This is a genomic window from Haloarcula regularis (assembly GCF_029338315.1).
In the GTDB taxonomy this organism is placed as follows: domain Archaea; phylum Halobacteriota; class Halobacteria; order Halobacteriales; family Haloarculaceae; genus Haloarcula; species Haloarcula regularis.
In genome coordinates this window covers 937408-956569 of record NZ_CP119794.1, presented here as the reverse complement: position 1 = coordinate 956569, position 19162 = coordinate 937408, and the positions used below count along the sequence as shown (strand labels likewise).

Here is a 19162-nt window from a genome sequence, read left to right as displayed (position 1 = left end):
TTTACTCCGGCCCATACTGAAACTTACGGGACCGTTACAAAATCTGATAACTCGGGGATCACCGCGCCAGGCCCGTCACTCGAGGAACGATTCCATCCGCGACATCGCCTCTTTGAGATCGGGCAGGCCGGTCGCGTACGAGACGCGCAGGTGGCCGGACCCGCCCTCGCCGAAGGCAGAGCCCGGCACGACGGCGACGCCCTCCTCCTGCAAGAGGGCCTCGGCGAACTCGTCGGCGTCGTCCCACGGGCACTTCGGGAACGCGTAGAACGCGCCGGCGGCCTCGAAACAGTCGATGCCCATGTCCTCGAAGCGCGAGAGGACGTACTTGCGGCGGCGGTCGTACTGCGAGGTCATCTCCTGGACCTCCTCCCAGCAGCTGTCCAGGGCCTCGATGGCAGCGTACTGGGCCGTCGTCGGCGCAGAGAGCATCGTGTACTGGTGGATGCGGTTCATCGCCTCGATGGCTTCGGGAGGTCCCATCGCGTACCCGAGGCGGAACCCCGTCATCGCGAAGGCCTTCGAGAACCCGTTGAAGACGATGGTCCGCTCGCGCATCCCCGGTAGCGTCGCGATGGAGGTGTGCTCGTGCTCGTAGGTCAGGTCGGCGTATATCTCGTCGGCGAACACGACCAGGTCGTGCTCGCGACAGAACGCCGCCACCTCGGCGAGTTCGTCGCCGGTCATCGTCGCCCCCGTCGGGTTGTTCGGGTAGCAGTAGACCAGCGCGTCGGCCTCGGCGGCGCCCGACGACTCGAGGACGTCCCGCGTGAGCTTGAACTCGTCTTCGGACCGCGTGGGGACGTCGACGACCGCCGCGCCGGCGAAGATCGCGTCCGGCACGTACGAGACGTACGAGGGCTGGACGACGGCGATGGCGTCGCCGGGGTTCATCAGCGCGCGGAAGGCGAGGTCGAGGCCCTCGCTGGCGCCCGCGGTGACGAGTATCTCCTCGTCCGGGTCGTAGGGCAGCTCGTGCTTGTCGGCCTCGAACCGGGCGATGCGCTCGCGCAGTTCCCGCTTGCCGCGGTTGGCCGTATACGAGGTTCGGCCCCGCTCGAGGGACGCGATGGCGGCCTCACGGGCGGCCCACGGCGCCGTGAAGTCCGGCTCGCCGACGCCCAGCGAGATGATGTCGTCCATCTCCTCGGCCAGCTCGAAGAACCGCCTGATGCCCGACGGGGGAACCTGGTCGACCCGGTCGGCGGGTTCGAAGGTCATGGTGAGACCGACAGCCTGTCGTCGTCGTCGCGGTCGCCGAACTCCATCCCCTGTTCCTTGTAGGACTCCATGATGTAGTGGGTGACCGTCTGCGTGATCTCGGGGATGGGCGCGATCTTGTCGCTGATGAAGTGGGACACCTCGCGCATCGAGTCGCCTTCGACCTCGAGGTCGAAGTCGTAGTCGCCGCTGACGAGGCGCAGCGAGGTGACCTCCGGGAACTTCGCGATGCGGTCGGCGATGTCCCCGTAGTTGGTCTCGCGGTCCAGCGCGACGTTCAGCTCGACGGTCGCCCGGACCCGCTCGTCCTCGGTCTCGACGGCGCCCCAGTCGACGACGGCCTGGTACCCGCGGACGATGCCCGCCTCCTCGAAGTCCTCGATAGCGGCCGCTACCTCCTCGACGGAGAAGTCGGTCTGGCGGGCGATGTCCTCGGTGGTGTAGCGGGCGTTCTCCCGAAGCAGGTCCAGGATCTCTCGTCGACTGCTCATACACAGGAGGCGGAGGGTCGCGGACAAAAACCTTGCTCCACTCGCGCCGTCCCGAGGTACCGTTTCCCGCCGGCCGACGGGGGCGCCCGGACCCGATACCTCACAGCGAAGCCCCGAATTTTATTGAGAGGGCTGCCCTGGGTGAACGTAATGTACGACGAAGTTGGGCAGGCACTGGACCCCGACACGGGGTGGGGCCACGTCGCCGACCACGACGACGCACCGGCGGTCATCGACGCCATCCTCCGTCTCGACGCCGACACCGAGTACACGCGGACCGAACTGAGCGAGTCCGCCGACGTCGCGATGAAGACCCTGTACCTGGACGGCACGCTGGAGCACCTCGTCGAGATGGGTTTTCTCTCGAAGGAGGAGGCCGAGGGCGAGGAGACGACCTACACCGTCGACCGGGAGAGCGACGTCTACGCGGCGGCCGCCGAGTTCGACGAGGCCGTCACCAAGCGCCTCGGCACCGCGGAGCCGACGTCGTAACCCGACCGTCGCGGCGAGCGAGCAATCAGGACGCTCTTTTACCACCGCCCCGGAGCACCGTCCACAGTGGTCACCGACTCCCAGTCCCGGCTGGTCGTCGCGCTCGTCGGCGGGTCCCACGTCGTGAACCACGCGTATTTCATGCTCCTGCCGCCGATTTTCGGCCCGCTCCGGGGCGACCTCGGAGTGACAGACGCCCAGCTTGGCGTGGCGCTCGGCGTCGTGGGCGTCGTCGTCACGGCGCTGCAGCTCCCGCTGGGATCGGTGTCCGACTCGCGCGGGCGGACGCCGGTCCTCGCGCTCTCGCTGTCTTTCGGCGCGCTGGGGGCGCTGCTGACGGCGACCGCCCAGTCCTACGCCTGGCTGCTGGTGGCGAGCGTCGTCACCGGCGTGGGCATCGCGGGCCACCACCCGGCCCACTACCCGCTCATCGGGTCGGCGACGACGCCGGCGACCCGCGGTCGGGCCTACAGCGTCCACGGGTTCACGGGCGCCGTCGGGTTCGCGACTCCGCCGGCCGTCGTCGGACTGTTCGCGACGCTGGGCCTGAACTGGCGCCTCGCAGTCGGGTCCATCGCGGTGCTCGGGGGCCTCTACGGCGTGGTGGCGCTGTTCGCGCTGGACCGCCGCGTCGACGACGCCATCACCGCGCCGACCGCGACGGGGACGACGGACGCCCCCCTCGCCCAGCGAGCGCGCGCCGAACTCCGGACGGTGCTCTCCTCGCCCCCCATCGTCGCGCTCACCGTCCTGTGGTTCGTGACGTCGATGGCCGGGTGGGGCATCAAGCAGTACACGGCGGGCCTGCTCGCGACCGTCTACCGGGTCCCCGACCCGACGGCGAACTTTGCGGTCTCGGCGATGCTCGTCACGGGCGCCGTGCTCATCTTCGGCGGTGGGTGGCTCACCGACCGGGTCTCGCCCGCAGCGGTGCTCGTGGCGGGGTACGCGGCACTCGTCCTCGTGGCGGGGGCGCTCGGCCTCGGCGTGCTGCCGACGCTCGGAGCCCTCGCGCTGGTGCTCGTCCTGAGCGCCACCGTCGACGCGAGTCGACCGGCCCGTGCGTCGCTGGCCGACGCGCTCTCGACGGACGACTCGGCCGGGAAGAACTTCGGCCTGCTCACGGTCGGCATCTCCGGCGGGGCGGCGGTCGCGCCGCCCGTGCTCGCCGTCGTCGTCGAACGGGCCGGCGTCGAGGCGGCGTTCCTGGCTGTCTCGGGCATCGGCGTGCTGGCCATCGCGCTGACGGCGGTCGTCCTCGCCGTCGCGGGCGACGCCGCCGCCGGGCGCCCCGTCCCCGAGTGAGCACGGCACCTGACAGGATGCTTTAGTGCGCGCTCGCCCAAGTGAGCGCATGGTCTCGCTAGACTCGGAATCCGACGTGCTCGAACACGGTGACGCCGCGCCGGCGTTCGAGCTCCCCGGTGCCGACGGCGCCACCTACTCGCCTTCCGACTTCACGGACCACGGCGCTCTGCTCGTCGTGTTCACCTGCAACCACTGTCCATACGCGAAGGCGAAGATGCCCGAACTGAACCGCCTCGCCGAGGAGTTCGACGACCTCGCCGTCGTGGGCATCAACCCGAACGACCCCGAGCAGTACCCCGACGACTCCTTCGAGCGGATGCAGGCGGTCGTCGACGACGGCACCGTGCAGTACGACGCCTACCTCTTCGACGAGGACCAGTCCGTCGCGGCGGCCTACGGTGCCCGCTGTACGCCCGACCCGTTCCTGTTTCGCAACGTCGACGGCACCTTCGAACTGGCATATCACGGCCGACTGGACGACGCCCCCAACCCCGAGGACGACCCGAGCGAGCGCGAGATGGCGGCCCACGTCGAGACCGTGCTCGCGGGCGAGGACATCACTGCCGAGGAGCGCCCATCCCGGGGCTGTTCCATCAAGTGGAAGCCCGGGAACGAACCGGACTACTGGGACGCGTAGGACCACCCGCGGCCGGCTGTCTTTTTCACTCCCGCCGATGAAGCGAGCGGTATGAACCGAGCGGCGGTCTTCGGCGCCGAACGCCCGGTGGTCGGCATGGTCCACCTGCCGGCGCTCCCCGGCGCCCCACAGTCCGAAGCGCCCCGTGCCGAGATTCGCGAGCGGGCCGTCGCCGACGCGGCGGCGCTCGAGGCGGGCGGCGTCGACGCGCTGGTCGTCGAGAACTACGGCGACGCGCCCTTCTACCCCGACGAGGTCCCGGCACACGTCGTCGCCGACATGACCGCCCTCACGCGTGCGGTCCGTGACGCCGTCGACGTCCCGGCCGGTGTCAACGTCCTCCGGAACGATGCGACGGCGGCGCTCTCGGTGGCCGCCGCGGCCGGGGGGTCGTTCGTCCGGGTCAACGTCCACACCGGCGCCCGCCTCACCGACCAGGGCGTCGTCGAGGGGCGAGCCCACGAGACGCTCCGCCTGCGAGAGCGCATCGACGCCGACGTCGCGATACTGGCGGACGTCGCGGTGAAACACTCAGCGCCGCTAGCCGACCGCCCGCTCGACCAGCAAGTGGCGGACGCCATCGAGCGAGGCCTGGCAGACGGCCTGGTCGTCTCGGGGGCTGGGACCGGGGAATCGACCGCCGCGTCCGACCTCGAGGCCGTCGTCGCGGCCCGCGACGAGGTCGATCCGTCCGTCCCGGTGTTTGTCGGCAGCGGCGTCACGGCAGCGACGGTCCGCGACCTGCTCGAAACCGCCGACGGCGTCGTCGTCGGGACGGCGCTGAAACGCGACGGCGTGCCGACGAACTCGGTCGCGCGCGAGCGGGTCGAGACGCTGGTCGCGGCGGCCGACCGGGGGCGCTGACGGCGCCCCCTCCAAACCGTTTAGGGCACCCCGCCCTACTTCGGTGTCGTGAGTCGTCCACTCGGCTATCTCTCGCTGGTCCTCGCAGCCCTCGCGGCCGTGGGCGTCGTCGCCGTCCAGCGACTCGGGGTCACTGGCACGGTCGACGGCTTCGCGCTCTCCTTTCTCCTGGTGAAGGTGCTCTCGGCCGTCGCCGTCGGGTTCGCGACCTACGGCTGCTACCGCCTCGTCAACCACGCCGTCCAGCGCCACACCCCGGACAAGCGGCGGAAACACGACGCCCAGAACGTCCTCCGCCTCGCCTTCGGCCTCGCTGGCACGTTCGCGGCGCTGGGCATCCTCACCCAGCAGTGGCTCGGCCTGCTGTTCTCGCTCGGCGTCGTCGGGTTCGCCGTCACCTTCGCGCTCCAGCAACCGCTGTTCTCGCTGCTCGGGTGGGCCTACATCATGGTCAAGCGGCCCTACCAGGCCGGCGACCGGATCGCGATCGAGTCCTCGAAGGGCGACGTCGTCGAGGTGTCGTTCCTGGTGACGACCCTCTGGGAGATCGACGGCGAACTCGTCTCCTCGAACCAACCCTCGGGGCGGATCATCACGCTGCCAAACAGCGTGGTCCTCTCCTCGCACGTGAAAAACTACACCCAGGACGAGTTCCCGTTCGTCTGGAACGAGCTGTCGATACAGGTGGCCTACGAGACCGACTTCGAGTTCGCGAGCGAGACGATGCGGACCGTCGCCGACGACTACCTCGGCGACGAGATGGCGGACCGCATCGGGCGGTACCGGCGCAACCTGGAGTCGACGCCGGTCGAGCTCGAGGTCCAGGACCGGCCGACGGTCAACGTCGTCCAGGCGGAGTCGTGGGTCGAGTTCCGACTCCGCTATCTCGTCCACCCGCGGCGCGGCCAGCGGGTGAAAAACGAACTGTACCGGCGCATCATCCAGGCGTTCAACGAGTCCCCGGACCGGGTCAGCTTCCCGGTCGGTCGGAACCGCTGACCGCCGCTGGGTTTTACCAGCGCCCCGGTCGCAGGGCTCGTATGGACGAGAATCCGCTGCCCGACGTCACCGAACAGTTCGCCCGGACGCTCGCCCCGAGACCGACCAGGTCATCGAGGCGATGGACGCGAAGGCCGACCGCGAGGGGTTCCCGACGGTCGGTCCGGTCGTGGGCGGGTGGCTCCGGATGCTGGCCCACATGGTCGACGCCGAGCGGGTCTTCGAGTTCGGCTCCGGCTTTGGCTACTCGGCGTACTGGATGGCGCCGGCACTCCCCGCCGACGGCCAGATCGTGCTGACCGAGGTCGACGCCGACGAACTCGAGGAGGCCCGCGAGTTCCTCGAGCGGGGCGGCTACGCCGACCGGGCGCGCTTCGAACACGGCGACGCCATCGACGTCGTCGCGGACTACGCGGGCCCCTTCGACGTGGTGCTCGTCGACAACGAGAAGGACCGCTACGCCGAGGCCTTCGCGGCGGTCCGCGAGAAGGTTCCCGTCGGTGGCGTCGTCGCGGCGGACAACGCCATCGAAGCCGGACCGCTCGACTTCGACGATGTCCGGGCCCTGCTCGCAGGCGAGTCCGTCGACGCGAACGCGATGAGTCGGGGCATCGCGGACTACCTCGAGACGGTCAGGTCCGACCCGGACTTCGAGACGGGGCTGTTGCCGCTGGGCGAGGGTGTCGCGGTGAGCGTCAGAGTCGCGTGAGTCCGATTCTCGCCTGCGAAAATGCGGGTGCACCGCTTATGTACGAGGGGGCAGAACCTCAATCAAGACCCCTTTGCTCATGAGTTTGAAGATAGATATCCGGAAGCTCGGACTGTTCAACCAGATGGCCAAGGAGGGCAACACGGTCGCCAGCCACCTCAGCCAGATGACGGGGATGGAGACGCAGATGGAGATCACCAAGATCAACTTCATCGACATTCCGGACATCAAGACCCAGATCGGCGACGAGAAACAGATCGGCATCAGCATCGAGATGGTCGAGAAGCCCCACGGCTACATCCTCTTTCTGTTCAGCGCCCGGAGCGCGAAGGACCTCGCGGCCGGGATGATCGGCGACATGGGCGAGACCGACCCCAGCGCGACCGGTTTCACCGACATGGAGCGGTCGGCCATCCAGGAGATCGGGAACATCATGACCTCGGGGTTCATCGACGGGTGGGCTAACGTCTTGGACACGACCATCGACATCTCGACGCCGAACTTCACGTTCGGGCCGGGCAGCGGGATGGTCGACCAGCTCGTGGGCGACTGGGACAACGAGATGGCGCTGATGTTCGACTCGCGCGTCCAGGCCCTCGACTCCGACATCAACGTGACCGTCTACACCTTCCCCGAACTCGAGGAGCTGGTCGACCTCATGCAGCAAATCGACGTCTGAGGGCGGCTTCTTCGACGAGTCGGCGGCACCCGGCGACCGTCGGTCCACCGACGGTCAGGGCCTGGGAGTGCGACGTGCGGTGTCTCACTCGACGCCGGCGACGAGGCTGCGAAAGATGAGGACGAAGCCCCCGTGGTCCCGGACGGCCGGGAGCGCCGACACCAGCGCCCGCGACCAGGTAGTTTGCGTCGATACGTCCCACTCGCTTACTGTTGACCGGGAAACGCGTGCCGGTCGACTATCGGTGGTGTCTCGGAAACAACTCTGGCGACGTTTTCCGGAGTTTCACGAGGTATATGGTGGCACGGTCCATGGGTCGGCCATGGAGTTACTCTCAGACGAGCTGGTCCCCGAGCACGCCCGCGAGGTCAAGCAGGCCGCACGGGAGTTCGCCGACGAACACATCGCGCCCAACGCCGCGGACTACTACGAGTCCGGCGAGTATCCCGTCGACATCCTCGAAGCGGGGATGGACGCCGGCCTGGTCGCCCAGGACCTCGGCGAGGAGTGGGGCGGGCGGGGCTTTGACCTCCACCAGATCCTCGCCATCGCCGAGGAGTTCTACCGGGCCGACGCCGGCATCGCGCTCACGCTCCAGCTGGCGAGTTTCGGCGCGGAGATCGTCGAGGACCACGGCGACGAGGCCCAGAAAGAGGAATTCCTCCGCCCGGTGGCGGAGAACGAGCAGATAACCGGCCTGGCCGTCTCCGAACCCGAGACCGGTAGCGACCTGGCGGGGATGTCGACGACCGCCGAGAAGGACGGCGACGAGTGGGTCCTCAACGGCGAGAAGTACTGGATCGGCAACGGCGTCGAAGCAGACTGGGTGACCGTCTACGCCAAGACCGGCGACGATCCGAACAACCGATACGGGAACTACTCGATGTTCATCGTCCCCACCGACACCGATGGGTACGACCCCGAGCACATCCCCGAGAAGATGGGTTTCCGGGCGTCGAAGCAGGCCCACATCGTCTTCGACGACTGCCGAATCCCCGAGGAGCACCTCGTCGGCGTCGAGGGCGCCGGGTTCTACATGCTCGCGGAGTTCTTCAACCACGGCCGGGTCATCGTCGGCGGCCACGGCCTGGGCCTGGCGACGGCCGCCATCGAGGAGGCCTGGGAGTTCGTCCACGACCGGGAGGCCTTCGGCCGCACCGTCGACGAGTTCCAGGCCGTCCAGCACAAGCTCGCCGACATGCAACTCGAACTCCAGTCGGCCCGAACGCTCACCTGGCACGCCGCAGACCGGGTCGCAAACCAGGACAACGCCGGGTACTGGGCCGCGCTGGCGAAGACCCGCGCCACCGAGGCGGCGATGGACTGCGCCGAGAAGGGGATGCAGCTCCACGGCGGTCGCTCGGTGCTGACCGAGAATCGCATCTCTCGGGTCTACCGCGACGTCCGTATCCCGGTCATCTACGAAGGGGCAAACGACATCCAGCGCAACCTCATCTACCGGCAGGCGCCCCAGTAACACTGAACCGGCACATTGGGTCACACTGCCATTACCTACCAGTTTGGCCCACCCCTTATCCCTGTCTGACATCTATCTCGGGTATGGACGAAACCAGCGTCACGTTCGTCGACCGCGGCACGGTCAGGGCCGACATGAACTTCGTGGTCGACGGGCACGCCGTCGCTACCGCCTCGAACCGCTCGCCCGACCACGAGTACGCCGAGTTCGTCGTCTGGAACCTGGTCGTCGAGACCCCGGAGACGACTATCCTCTGGGACACTGGCTCGCACCCCGAGGCCGGTGACGGCTACTGGCCCGAACCGCTCTTCGAGGCGTTCGCCCACGTCGACGCCGACGAGCACCACCTCTCGGACGACCTGGGTGCCGCGGGCTACTCGCTCGAGGACATCGACGCCGTCGTGATGAGCCACCTCCACCTGGACCACGCCGGGGGCCTGTACAACTTCGCGGGGACGGACGTGCCGATCTACGTCCACCGCGAGGAACTTCCCTTCGCGTACTACAGCGCGAAGACGGACGAGGGCTCGATCGCCTACCTCGCCAGCGACTTCGACCACGACCTGAACTGGCAGGTCGTCCACGGCGACCGGTATCACCTGACAGACGGTGTCGAGTTGCTCCACCTGCCGGGTCACACGCCCGGACTGTTGGGCGCGCTCGTCGACAGGCCCGACAGCCCCCTGCTCGTCGTCGGCGACGAGGCCTACGTCGAGGCGAACTACGCCGGCCAGCCGATGGCGACGGGTCTGCTGTGGAACAACGGCGCGTGGAAGGAGAGTCTCGAACGTTGCCGCGACATCGAGCGCCAGACCGGTGCCGACCTGTTACTGGGCCACGACCGCGAGGCGTTCGAGGCCTTGCAGTAACCTGGACGCAGTTACACCGCGCAGTACAGGAAATATCCGGCAGTGTGGTTTTACTACAACTCCACCAAGTTCAGCCTTGGTGACACGATGGCTACACAACCTCCTTCCGACCTCGCCGAGCGGTTCCAGCAGTACGACGCCGCCTGGAACGAGGGTGACCTCGACGCCGTCGACGACCTGTTTGCCGAATCTGTCAGGGTCCACGACGTCCCGGCAGGAACGACCTACGACGGACGAGACGCGTTCAAGGAGTGGATCACGGACATCCGTGAGGCCTTCCCCGACTTCACGGCCAGCTTTGCCGACAGTGATGTCATCGTCGGTGATGGTAAGGTGGCCGTGGAGTGGGAAATGAGCGGCACTCACGAGGGGCACCTCCCCGGTCTCGATATCGAACCGACTCACGAAGCCGTCGAGTTCTCGGGAGTCACCGTCTACGAACTAGACGGCGAAACGGTGACCGAAGCCCGGTGGTACTACGACATGCTCGCCCTCCTCAGACAGGTCGGGGCGGCCCCCGAAGAACTGCCTGCGTAGGCGACCCACTTTGTTCGCGCAGCCGGCCAGGACTGTGTCTGGTCCCGGTGCGCTCTCGCCTTGGTTCAGGAATCTCCGTCGAGACCGTCACTCACAGGCTTCGACGACGCCCTCGGTCCGGACGACTCGACCGGCAGCAGCGTCATGGTTTCGCCGTCGACGGTCCGGACGAGCCACCGGTCGCGCTCGCGCTCGAGTACTCGCCAGCAGTCGAGGGCGAGCGCGAGCTCGAACTCGAGGCCGTTGACTCGCTGTCCAGTCTCTGCAACCTGGAACGCGCGACACGGCCGCTCACCCTCGCTCACTGTTCGACGAACCCGTAGGTCGACTCGAGGTGAGTCAGGATGTAGTCGACCGTCGACGGGTCGTAGGTCCAGAACCCGTAGAACGCCCTCGGTTCGCGCTCCTCGGCCAGCAGGGCGCTCTTCTGTTCGTCGTCGCCCCCGCCATCGAAGACGACGAACCACGAGTCTTCGATCTCGCTGGCCCGTTCGAGGTGGAGCGTGAACCCCTCGTGAGCGGGCGGGTCCGTGTCGGGGTACGCGTAGGCGTGGACGTCGACGTCCGTCTCGCCCAGGCGCTCGTAGAGGTCGAGTTCGCCCTCGAGCGTCGAGGTGGTCTGGAATCCGGCGTGAAGCGCCCCGCTGCCGACCCGCCAGGCCCGGTCCTCTATCTCCCGGGAGGCAGCCACCAGGCGGTCGATGGACCACGAGGTGAACATCGTCTCGTCCAGGTGGTCGAGAATCGGCCGGTACGGGCTGTCGCCGACCGCTCTCGCGGCCGACTCCGTGCCGAGCTCGTCGCGGAAGGCCGCCAGACTGGTCGCCGTGACCACCTCGCCGTCGTCGCTCAGCGTGACGAACTCACCGGGCCGGCCGCTCTCGGTGCGTTCCGTCTCGACGCGGATGTTGCGGTCGGCGAACTGCGCCCGGAGTTCGTCACCGACGTCTTCGCCGGCGTTGTACACGGTCAGCGTCTGTTCGTGGCTCTCGACGCCGGCGATGAGTTCGGAGAGCGACATCGACGCCGGAGGTAGGTGACGAATGTGGTTATGCCTTCCGCCGGATCGTGTTCGGGCGTGGTGCCTACGTGTGAACATTTCCGTTCTCGACTCGACGTTCTTCGAAGTCGGTCGGCACTCGACTCCCGAAATCGGCCAACTGAGGCCCGTCAAACGAAAGATAACGATTAATGAGTGTCGTCGGAGTGGAAAATCTTTAGTCACGGCCCCCCAATTGCCAGAGTACGGCACCACAGCTGGGGCCGAGATTTACCCATGACAGACAACGAGCTAATCTGGCGAATCGCGGGCGGTTCCGGGGACGGAATCGACTCGACGAGTCAGAACTTCGCGAAGGCCCTGATGCGTTCGGGACTTCACGTGTTCACACATCGCCACTACCCGTCGCGGATTCGGGGTGGCCACACGTACGTGGAGGTACGGGCCAAGGACGAACCGGTACAGTCACGCGGCGACGGCTACAACTTCCTGCTGGCTCTGGGCGACTCGTTCGCGCGCAACCCCCAGGAAGAAGCCTACTACGGCAAGGAAGAGCTCAAGCCGCTGTACGAGAACTTCGACGAACTCCGCGAGGGCGGCGTCCTGCTGTACGACGAGGGGCTGCTCGACGACGCGGACGTCGACGAGGTCGGCCTCGAGGAGGCCGCCGAGGAGAACGGCTGGGAGGTCGTCCCGATGGACCTACGGGGCATCGCCAAGGAACACGGCCGCGAGATCATGCGCAACACGGCCGGTATCGGTGCGACGGCCGCCATCCTCGACATCGAGACCGACGAGTTCGAGAAACTCATCGAGCAGAACATGAGCGGGGACATGCAGGACGCGAACCTCGCGGTCCTCGAGGACGCCTACGAGGCGGCCAGCGAACTCGACGTCGACCACGACATCGAGGTGCCCGAAAACACCCACGACGAGGAGCAGGTCATCCTCTCGGGCTCCAACGCCATCTCCTACGGGGCCCTCGACGAGGGGTGTCGGTTCATCTCCGGGTACCCCATGACTCCGTGGACCGACGTCTTCACCATCATGTCCCAGCACCTGCCGAACTTCGGTGGCATCTCCGAGCAGGTCGAGGACGAGATCGCGGCCGCGGCGCTCGCACTCGGGGCCTCTCACGCCGGCGTCAAGGCCATGTCCGGATCCTCGGGCGGCGGCTTCGCGCTGATGTCCGAACCGCTCGGCCTCGCGGAGATGACCGAGACGCCCGTCGTGCTGGTCGAGGCGATGCGTGCCGGGCCGTCGACCGGGATGCCGACCAAGCCCGAGCAGGCCGACCTCGAACACGTCCTGTACACGTCACAGGGTGACTCCGCACGGGTCGTGTTCGCCCCAGCAAACATCCGCGAGTGTTACACGCAGACGCGCTCGGCGTTCCGCATCGCCTACGAGTACCAGATTCCGGCCATCGTCGTCTACGACCAGAAGATCCAGGGCGAGCTCCGGAACCTGCCGGCGAGTCACTTCGACGAGGAGCCGAACGCCGACCCCGGCTCGGTCCTCACCGAGGAAGAGATCGAGGAGGCGGCGCACCACTCCTCCGGAAAGTTCAAGCGGTTCCTGCACGACCCCGAGGACGGCTCGAACGTCAGTCCGCGCTCCATCCCCGGCCAGAAGAACGGTCGCTTCCTCGCGACGGGGAACGAGCACAACGAGGAGGGTCACATCAGCGAGGACCCCGCGAACCGCATCGCCCAGATGAACCGTCGACTCGAGAAGCTCGACGACATCCGCGCGGACTTAGACGAGAACGCGGCCCACCAGACCTACTACGGGCCCGAGGAGGCCGACTACGGTATCCTCGTCTGGGGCAGTCAGCAGGACACGGCCTTCGAGGCCGTCGACCGGCTCAACGAAGCCGGCCACTCGGTGAAGGCCCTGGGCGTCTCCGACATGATGCCCTACCCCGTCAAGGAGGTCAGCGAGTTCCTCGAGTCCGTCGACAAGGCGCTCGTCGTCGAGATGAACGCCACGGCGCAGTTCCGCGGCCTCACGCAGAAGGAGATCGGCAAGTACGGCGACAAGATGTCGAGCCTCCTCAAGTACAACGGCAACCCCTTCGAGCCCGCCGAAATCGTCGACGGGTTCGAGTCCAGCATCAACGGCGAGGACCTCGCCGCGACCAACATGAAGTACCTCCCCGCAGCGGGTGACTAACCATGAGTGCATTCAGTGCAATCGGAGACGAGCGCGAGATCGACCGAGACGAATTCACACCCGGCATCGAACCGCAGGCGACCTGGTGTCCGGGCTGTGGTGACTTCGGCGTCCTCAAGGCGCTGAAACAGGCCATGCCCATGGTGGGCAGGAACCCTGACGAGGTCGCCCTCTTTACCGGAATCGGCTGTTCCGGGAAACTTAACAGCTACTTCAACAGCTACGGGTTCCACACAATCCACGGCCGCTCCCTGCCCGTCGCCCGGGCCGCGAAGCTGGCCAACCCCGAACTGGAAGTCATCGCCGCCGGCGGCGACGGCGACGGCTACGGCATCGGTGGCAACCACCTCATCCACACGGCCCGTGAGAACCACGACATGACCTACATCGTGTTCAACAACGAGATCTTCGGGCTCACGAAGGGCCAGACATCGCCGACCTCGCCGAAGGGCCACAAGTCGAAGACCCAGCCCCACGGCTCGGCGAAGTCGCCCATCCGGCCGCTCAGCCAGTCGCTGAACGCCGGGGCGACCTACATCGCCCGGACCGCCGCGGTCAACCCGAACCAGGCCAAGGAGATCATCGCCGAGGCTATCGAACACGACGGGTTCGCCCACATCGACTTCCTCACGCAGTGTCCGACCTGGAACAAGGACGCGAAACACTACGTCCCGTACACGGACATCCAGCAGTCCGACGAGTACGACCACAACGTTTCGGACCGCCAGGAGGCGGCCGAGATGATGTTCCAGACCGAGAACAAGCTCTACGAGGGCGAGGTGCTGACCGGTCGCTACTACGTCGACGACCAGAGCCCGTCCTACGGCGAGGAGAAGCGCGCGACCGGCGAGATGCCCGAGGAGCCACTCGCCGAGCGCTACTTCGACGAGGACGCCGAGTGGGAGCGGACCTACGACGAGCTGCTCCACCACCACAAGTAACCCGTCGACACCCTGTTTGGGCTGTCGTACACGAGGGGTTTCTTGTTCGGAAGATATTTTTTTGTCCACGGAAAAATACGCTACATGAGCACCGAGTCGACGGAGCGTCGAATCTTATCTATCCTGGAGGAAGACGCCCAGGCGTCCTACGCCGAGATCGCTGACAGAGCCGACGTTTCGAAACCGACGGTGCGAAAGTACATCAAGAAGCTCGAGGAGGAGGGGGTCATCGTCGGCTACTCGGCCGACGTGGACCCGAAGAAGCTCGCGGGGCAGTCTATCGCGCTGGTGGGGATGGACGTGGCCAGCGAACGGTACGTCGAGGCGACGCGGCAACTGAAAGACGTCGACGCCATCGAGGCGCTGTACACGTCCAGCGGCGACCACATGCTGATGGCCGAGGTCCGCGCGCCCGACGGCGGGTCGATGGCCAGGGTCATCGAGGACGAGATTCTCGCCCTCGACGGCGTCACCGCCGCACACCCCTCGTTCCTCCAGGAACGACTGAAGTGAAGGGTTTTTAGCCGCTCCGGGTAGAGGAGCTGGTATGTCTTCCCGGCTGGTGCTGGGCGCCGGGCCCACCGCGCTGTCGCTGCTCGACACGCTCAGCGACCGGCAGGGTGAGCTCGTGGTCGTCACCGACGACAGGCACCGGGCCGGGGCGCTCCGGGACGACGGCATCGGCGTGACCGAGGCCGACCAGACGGACGCCGACGAACTCGTTGCACTCGACGTCGCGCCGGACACCGTCGTCGTCGCCTCCGAGGACCCCGCGACGAACCTGCGGGCCGCGCGGACCGCTGACACGCTGTTTCCCGACGCTTTCCTCCTGGTCTACACCGGCACGGATGCGACTGCCGACCAGCGCGAGGCCTTCGAGACCCTCGCAGACAGCATCGTCGACCCGACGGAGGTGCTCACCGGGTGGTTCAAGACGGCCGTCGGCGAGGACGGGACGCGTGTCCGCCAGCTCCAGCGCATCCTCCGGGACGTCGACGGCGAACTGGCCGTCGTGACACACGACAACCCCGACCCGGACGCCATCGCCAGCGCCGTCGCCCTGGCCGAACTGGCCGACCGCGCCGACTGTTCGGCGACCGTCTGCTACTACGGTGCCATCTCCCACCAGGAGAACCGCGCGTTCGTCAACCTGCTTGAGTACGACCTCGAGAACTTAGACCCAGACGACCCCGAGGCGCTCGACCCCTTCGACGGGTTCGCCCTCGTCGACCACTCCCGGCCCGGCGTCAACGACCAGCTGCCCGAGGACCTCGACATCGACATCGTCATCGACCACCACCCGCCCCGCGTCCCGGTCGAGGGACGGTTCGTGGACCTGCGAAGCGGCGTCGGCGCGACGAGCACCTTGCTGGTCGACTACTTCCGTCGGTTCGACGTCGAAATCCCAGAAGCCATTGCGACCGGCCTCCTCTTTGGCATCCGCGTCGACACGCGGGACTTCCGCCGCGAGGTCTCAGCCGAGGACTTCTTGGCGGCGGCGCACCTGGTCGAGCGGGCCGACATGGGCGTCCTCCAGCGCATCGAGGACCCGAGCGTGACCTCCGAGACGCTCTCGGTCATCGGACGGGCCATCACGAACCGCGAGCAGGAGGGCTCGGTCCTGCTGAGCTGTGTGGGCCAGGTCACCGACCGGGACGCGCTGGCCCAGGCCGCCGACCGACTGCTGGACCTGGATGGCGTCCACGCGACGATGGTCTACGGCGTGATGGAGGGGACCATCTACGCGTCGGCCCGGGCCCGCGGCGCGGACATCGACCTGGGCGAGGCGCTCCGGGACGCCTTCGGACAGATCGGGTCGGCGGGCGGCCACGCCGACATGGCCGGCGCCCAGATCACGCTGGGCGTCCTCGAGTCGGTCGACGACCGAGAGGAGTCGCTGCACGACATCGTCAGGGCGGTCGTCAACAACCGGTTCCTCGAGGCCGTCGAGGCGCGGTCGAACCGCCTGCTCGACGTGTACGACCCCTCGGAGTACACGACCGAGGGGTTCGCCAACGCGATGCTGGGCGACTCGCTGGTCGGGCGGGCGCACCCCGACGACGGCGAGTCGAAGTCGAGTACGAACGGTGAGACCGGCGACGAGGACGGCGAGGCGACGGCCCCGGCGACCGGCGACGGCGACGCCGACCCCCGGTAGGGGAGTCTTTTTGCCCGTCGGCCGTCAATCGAGTGTCGATGGAGGACTCCGGCCGGCCGACCGTCGGGGAGTACATGACACGCGACGTCGCCACCGTCGAACTCGACGACACGGTGGCCGAGGTTGCCGAGCGCATCTCGAACAACGAGGAGTTCAGCGGCTTCCCGGTCACCGACGGCCGTCGGGTCGAAGGATTCGTCAGCTCCCGCGACCTGCTCTTAGCCGAGGACCACGAGCCGATGTTCCGCGTGATGACCGACGACATCCTCGTCGCCCACCCGGAGATGGCCGTCCAGGACGCCGCGCGGGTCATCCTCCGGTCGGGCATCCAGAAGCTGCCGGTGGTCGACGACGCGGGCAACCTCGTGGGCATCATCTCGAACGCCGACGTCATCCGCTCGCAGATAGAGCGCGCGACGCCGGACAAGGTGGACAAGCTGGGCCGGACCTTAGAGAACATCCACGGGACGACGGTCCACGAGGAGCGACGGACCGTCTCCCTGGCGGACCTGACGCCGACGCAGACGACAGTCTACGCGGACGAACTGGAGGGCCGGGTCTACGAACTCGAGCGGAAACTGGCCGAACCGCTCGTGGTCATCGACAACGGTGGCGACCTGTTGCTCGCGGACGGCCACCACCGGGTGAAGGCCGCCGAGCGCCTCGACATCGACCGGATGGACGCCTACGTCATCGTCCTCGACCCCCCGGTGGAGCTGGGGATGGCGAAGACGGCCGCCGAGTCCGACCTCGAGTCCATCGCCGACATCGACGTCGTCGACTACGCCCACCACCCGCTGGTCGAGACGACACAGCGTCTACAGGAGTAGTTTGGGTACTGGCGGCCGATCCGCCCGAACGTTCATGCAATCTAGTGACAAATACCGTGGTATGTACGACGAGGCGGACCTCCGGAAGATCCGCGAGTCCAAGGACGCCTGGGAGAACGACACGCTGGATCCGGCACTGGACGCCCACGGCGAACGCCGGGACCGCTTTGCTACCGTCTCGAACCTCGAGGTCGACCGGCTCTACACGCCGCTGGACGTCGCCGACACCGACTACGACGCCGATCTGGGATTCCCCGGCGAGGAGCCGTACACCCGCGGCGTCTACCCGACGATGTACCGCGGGCGGACCTGGACGATGCGGCAGTTCGCCGGGTTCGGGACCGCCGAGGAGACCAACGAGCGGTTCCACTACCTGACCGACGAGGGCCAGACCGGGCTCTCGACGGCCTTCGACATGCCGACGCTGATGGGGCTGGACTCGGACGACCCGATGGCCGACGGCGAGGTCGGCAAGGAGGGCGTCGCCGTCGACACGCTCGCGGACATGGAGGTGCTCTTCGACGGCATCGACCTGGGCGAGGTCTCGACTTCCTTCACCATCAACCCGAGCGCGCCGGTCATCTACGCGATGTACGTCGCGCTGGCCGACCGGCAGGGGGTGCCCCGCGACCAGATTCGAGGGACCCTCCAGAACGACATGTTCAAGGAGTTCATCGCCCAGAAGGAGTGGGTCGTCCCCCCCGGAGCCGTCGCTGAAACTGGTCACCGACGTCATCGAGTACGCCAGCGAGGAGACGCCCAACTTCAAGCCCGTCTCGGTGTCGGGCTATCACATCCGCGAGGCGGGGTCGACGGCCGTCCAGGAACTGGCGTTCACCCTGGCCGACGGCTTCGCCTACGTCGAGGACTGCCTCCACCGCGGCCTCGATATCGACGACTTCGCGCCCCAGCTGTCCTTTTTCTTCAACTCGCACAACGCCATCTTCGAGGAGGTGGCGAAGTTCCGGGCCGCGCGGCGCATCTACGCCCGGGTGATGGACGAGTGGTACGGCGCGGCCCGCCCAGAGCAAGCAGCTGAAGTTCCACACCCAGACGGCCGGCCAGTCACTGACCGCCCAGCAACCGCTCAACAACGTCGTCCGGGTGACCATCCAGGCACTGGCGGGCGTCCTCGGGGGTACCCAGAGCCTGCACACCAACTCCTTCGACGAGGCGCTGGCGCTGCCCTCCGAGGAGGCGGTCCGGGTCGCCCTGCGGACCCAGCAGATAATCGCCGAGGAGTCCGGCGCGGCCGACATCGTCGACCCGCTCGGAGGGAGTTTTGCCGTCGAGGCGCTCACCGACGACATCGAGGCCCAGGTGATGGCCTACATCGAGCACATCAAAGAGGAACTGGGCGACGGCTCGGTCCGCGACGGTGTCCTCGAGGGCATCGAGCAGGGGTACTTCCAGCGCGAGATACAGGACTCGGCCTACGAGTACCAGGAACGTGTCGAGCGCGACGAGGAGGTCGTCGTCGGCGTGAACGCCTACACCGTCGCCGAGGAGACCGAACCCGAACTGTTGCGCGTCGACGAGTCCGTCCAGCAGCGACAACGCGAGCGCCTCGCACGGGTGAAAGCCGAGCGCGACGACGACGCCGTCGCGGCCGACCTGGAAGCCCTGCGTGAGCGCGTCGACCAGGGGGACAACGTCGTGCCGGCCATCGTCGACGCCGTGAAAGACTACGCGACGATGGGCGAGATAATGGCCGTCTTCGAGGCGGCCTACGGGTCCTACACCGAGACGGCGGGCGTCGTCTGAGCCCCACCCGC

Annotated in this window: 18 protein-coding genes and 2 pseudogenes; 16 read left to right on the top strand and 4 right to left on the bottom strand. The window is 67.2% G+C overall.

Annotated elements, in window-relative coordinates; all coding sequences use genetic code 11:
* Positions 1-75: 75 nt before the first annotated feature.
* Both P1N55_RS05200 and P1N55_RS05195 read right to left on the bottom strand, forming a co-directional pair.
* Positions 76-1221: a pyridoxal phosphate-dependent aminotransferase gene (locus tag P1N55_RS05200; protein WP_276277896.1), complete on the bottom strand. Its 1146-nt coding sequence runs from the start codon at positions 1219-1221 to the stop codon at positions 76-78.
* Positions 1218-1712: an Lrp/AsnC family transcriptional regulator gene (locus P1N55_RS05195; protein ID WP_276277895.1), complete on the bottom strand. Its 495-nt coding sequence runs from the start codon at positions 1710-1712 to the stop codon at positions 1218-1220. Before P1N55_RS05195 ends, P1N55_RS05200 begins: the two co-directional genes overlap by 4 nt.
* A 150-nt stretch (positions 1713-1862) precedes the next feature.
* On the opposite strand from P1N55_RS05195, the gene P1N55_RS05190 reads away from it, so the two are divergent.
* The 10 genes and pseudogenes from P1N55_RS05190 to P1N55_RS05145 all read left to right on the top strand — a co-directional run bounded on the left by P1N55_RS05190 (position 1863) and on the right by P1N55_RS05145 (position 10283).
* Entirely contained in the window at positions 1863-2204 is a 342-nt protein-coding gene (locus P1N55_RS05190; RefSeq protein WP_276277894.1) for a hypothetical protein, read from the top strand.
* Positions 2205-2270: 66 nt separating this feature from the next.
* The gene (locus P1N55_RS05185; RefSeq protein ID WP_276277893.1) at positions 2271-3509 is read left to right on the top strand and encodes an MFS transporter; all 1239 of its coding nucleotides are present in this window, start codon (positions 2271-2273) and stop codon (positions 3507-3509) included.
* A gap of 49 nt (positions 3510-3558) precedes the next feature.
* Complete coding sequence (locus P1N55_RS05180) at positions 3559-4149, top strand: thioredoxin family protein (protein WP_276277892.1); 591 nt, start codon at positions 3559-3561, stop codon at positions 4147-4149.
* Positions 4150-4200: 51 nt separating this feature from the next.
* Entirely contained in the window at positions 4201-5013 is an 813-nt protein-coding gene (locus P1N55_RS05175; protein WP_276277891.1) for a BtpA/SgcQ family protein, read from the top strand.
* Between the two features lie 48 nt (positions 5014-5061).
* The gene (locus P1N55_RS05170) at positions 5062-6012 is read left to right on the top strand and encodes a mechanosensitive ion channel family protein (RefSeq protein WP_276277890.1); all 951 of its coding nucleotides are present in this window, start codon (positions 5062-5064) and stop codon (positions 6010-6012) included.
* Positions 6013-6053: 41 nt separating this feature from the next.
* Positions 6054-6721 (top strand): annotated as a pseudogene (locus tag P1N55_RS05165) (O-methyltransferase).
* Between the two features lie 79 nt (positions 6722-6800).
* Positions 6801-7400: a chemotaxis protein CheC gene (locus P1N55_RS05160; RefSeq protein ID WP_276277888.1), complete on the top strand. Its 600-nt coding sequence runs from the start codon at positions 6801-6803 to the stop codon at positions 7398-7400.
* 322 nt (positions 7401-7722) lie between these two features.
* A complete protein-coding gene (locus P1N55_RS05155) occupies positions 7723-8877 on the top strand; it encodes an acyl-CoA dehydrogenase family protein (RefSeq protein ID WP_276277887.1) in 1155 nt (384 codons plus the stop codon).
* A gap of 83 nt (positions 8878-8960) precedes the next feature.
* Complete coding sequence (locus P1N55_RS05150; protein ID WP_276277886.1) at positions 8961-9746, top strand: N-acyl homoserine lactonase family protein; 786 nt, start codon at positions 8961-8963, stop codon at positions 9744-9746.
* 87 nt (positions 9747-9833) lie between these two features.
* Positions 9834-10283: an ester cyclase gene (locus tag P1N55_RS05145; protein WP_276277885.1), complete on the top strand. Its 450-nt coding sequence runs from the start codon at positions 9834-9836 to the stop codon at positions 10281-10283.
* Positions 10284-10348: 65 nt separating this feature from the next.
* Here P1N55_RS05145 and P1N55_RS05140 read toward each other — a convergent pair whose 3' ends face one another.
* On the bottom strand, positions 10349-10588 hold the full coding sequence (locus P1N55_RS05140) for a hypothetical protein (RefSeq protein ID WP_276277884.1): 240 nt from the start codon (positions 10586-10588) through the stop codon (positions 10349-10351).
* Positions 10585-11304: a DICT sensory domain-containing protein gene (locus P1N55_RS05135; protein WP_276277883.1), complete on the bottom strand. Its 720-nt coding sequence runs from the start codon at positions 11302-11304 to the stop codon at positions 10585-10587. Before P1N55_RS05135 ends, P1N55_RS05140 begins: the two co-directional genes overlap by 4 nt.
* Before the next feature lie 255 nt (positions 11305-11559).
* On the opposite strand from P1N55_RS05135, the gene P1N55_RS05130 reads away from it, so the two are divergent.
* The 6 genes and pseudogenes from P1N55_RS05130 to P1N55_RS05105 all read left to right on the top strand — a co-directional run bounded on the left by P1N55_RS05130 (position 11560) and on the right by P1N55_RS05105 (position 19151).
* Positions 11560-13458, top strand: a complete 1899-nt coding sequence (locus tag P1N55_RS05130; protein WP_276277882.1) for a 2-oxoacid:acceptor oxidoreductase subunit alpha — start codon at positions 11560-11562, stop codon at positions 13456-13458.
* Positions 13459-13460: 2 nt separating this feature from the next.
* On the top strand, positions 13461-14399 hold the full coding sequence (locus P1N55_RS05125; RefSeq protein WP_276277881.1) for a thiamine pyrophosphate-dependent enzyme: 939 nt from the start codon (positions 13461-13463) through the stop codon (positions 14397-14399).
* 84 nt (positions 14400-14483) lie between these two features.
* On the top strand, positions 14484-14912 hold the full coding sequence (gene lrpA1, locus P1N55_RS05120) for an HTH-type transcriptional regulator LrpA1 (RefSeq protein WP_276277880.1): 429 nt from the start codon (positions 14484-14486) through the stop codon (positions 14910-14912).
* A gap of 34 nt (positions 14913-14946) precedes the next feature.
* On the top strand, positions 14947-16557 hold the full coding sequence (locus tag P1N55_RS05115; protein WP_276277879.1) for a DHH family phosphoesterase: 1611 nt from the start codon (positions 14947-14949) through the stop codon (positions 16555-16557).
* 38 nt (positions 16558-16595) lie between these two features.
* On the top strand, positions 16596-17387 hold the full coding sequence (locus tag P1N55_RS05110) for a CBS domain-containing protein (protein WP_276277878.1): 792 nt from the start codon (positions 16596-16598) through the stop codon (positions 17385-17387).
* 61 nt (positions 17388-17448) lie between these two features.
* A pseudogene (locus P1N55_RS05105) lies at positions 17449-19151 on the top strand (acyl-CoA mutase large subunit family protein).
* Positions 19152-19162 lie beyond the last annotated feature (11 nt).

Bases quoted from the DNA above. Each gene is read 5' to 3' on its own strand.
- P1N55_RS05195 (WP_276277895.1), bottom strand. From the start codon at position 1,712: ATGAGCAGTCGACGAGAGATCCTGGACCTGCTTCGGGAGAACGCCCGC.
- P1N55_RS05200 (WP_276277896.1), bottom strand. From the start codon at position 1,221: ATGACCTTCGAACCCGCCGACCGGGTCGACCAGGTTCCCCCGTCGGGC.
- P1N55_RS05145 (WP_276277885.1), top strand. From the start codon at position 9,834: ATGGCTACACAACCTCCTTCCGACCTCGCCGAGCGGTTCCAGCAGTAC.
- P1N55_RS05130 (WP_276277882.1), top strand. From the start codon at position 11,560: ATGACAGACAACGAGCTAATCTGGCGAATCGCGGGCGGTTCCGGGGAC.
- P1N55_RS05115 (WP_276277879.1), top strand. From the start codon at position 14,947: ATGTCTTCCCGGCTGGTGCTGGGCGCCGGGCCCACCGCGCTGTCGCTG.
- P1N55_RS05135 (WP_276277883.1), bottom strand. From the start codon at position 11,304: ATGTCGCTCTCCGAACTCATCGCCGGCGTCGAGAGCCACGAACAGACG.
- P1N55_RS05180 (WP_276277892.1), top strand. From the start codon at position 3,559: ATGGTCTCGCTAGACTCGGAATCCGACGTGCTCGAACACGGTGACGCC.
- P1N55_RS05150 (WP_276277886.1), top strand. From the start codon at position 8,961: ATGGACGAAACCAGCGTCACGTTCGTCGACCGCGGCACGGTCAGGGCC.
- P1N55_RS05110 (WP_276277878.1), top strand. From the start codon at position 16,596: ATGGAGGACTCCGGCCGGCCGACCGTCGGGGAGTACATGACACGCGAC.
- P1N55_RS05155 (WP_276277887.1), top strand. From the start codon at position 7,723: ATGGAGTTACTCTCAGACGAGCTGGTCCCCGAGCACGCCCGCGAGGTC.
- P1N55_RS05125 (WP_276277881.1), top strand. From the start codon at position 13,461: ATGAGTGCATTCAGTGCAATCGGAGACGAGCGCGAGATCGACCGAGAC.
- P1N55_RS05160 (WP_276277888.1), top strand. From the start codon at position 6,801: ATGAGTTTGAAGATAGATATCCGGAAGCTCGGACTGTTCAACCAGATG.
- lrpA1 (WP_276277880.1), top strand. From the start codon at position 14,484: ATGAGCACCGAGTCGACGGAGCGTCGAATCTTATCTATCCTGGAGGAA.
- P1N55_RS05175 (WP_276277891.1), top strand. From the start codon at position 4,201: ATGAACCGAGCGGCGGTCTTCGGCGCCGAACGCCCGGTGGTCGGCATG.
- P1N55_RS05190 (WP_276277894.1), top strand. From the start codon at position 1,863: ATGTACGACGAAGTTGGGCAGGCACTGGACCCCGACACGGGGTGGGGC.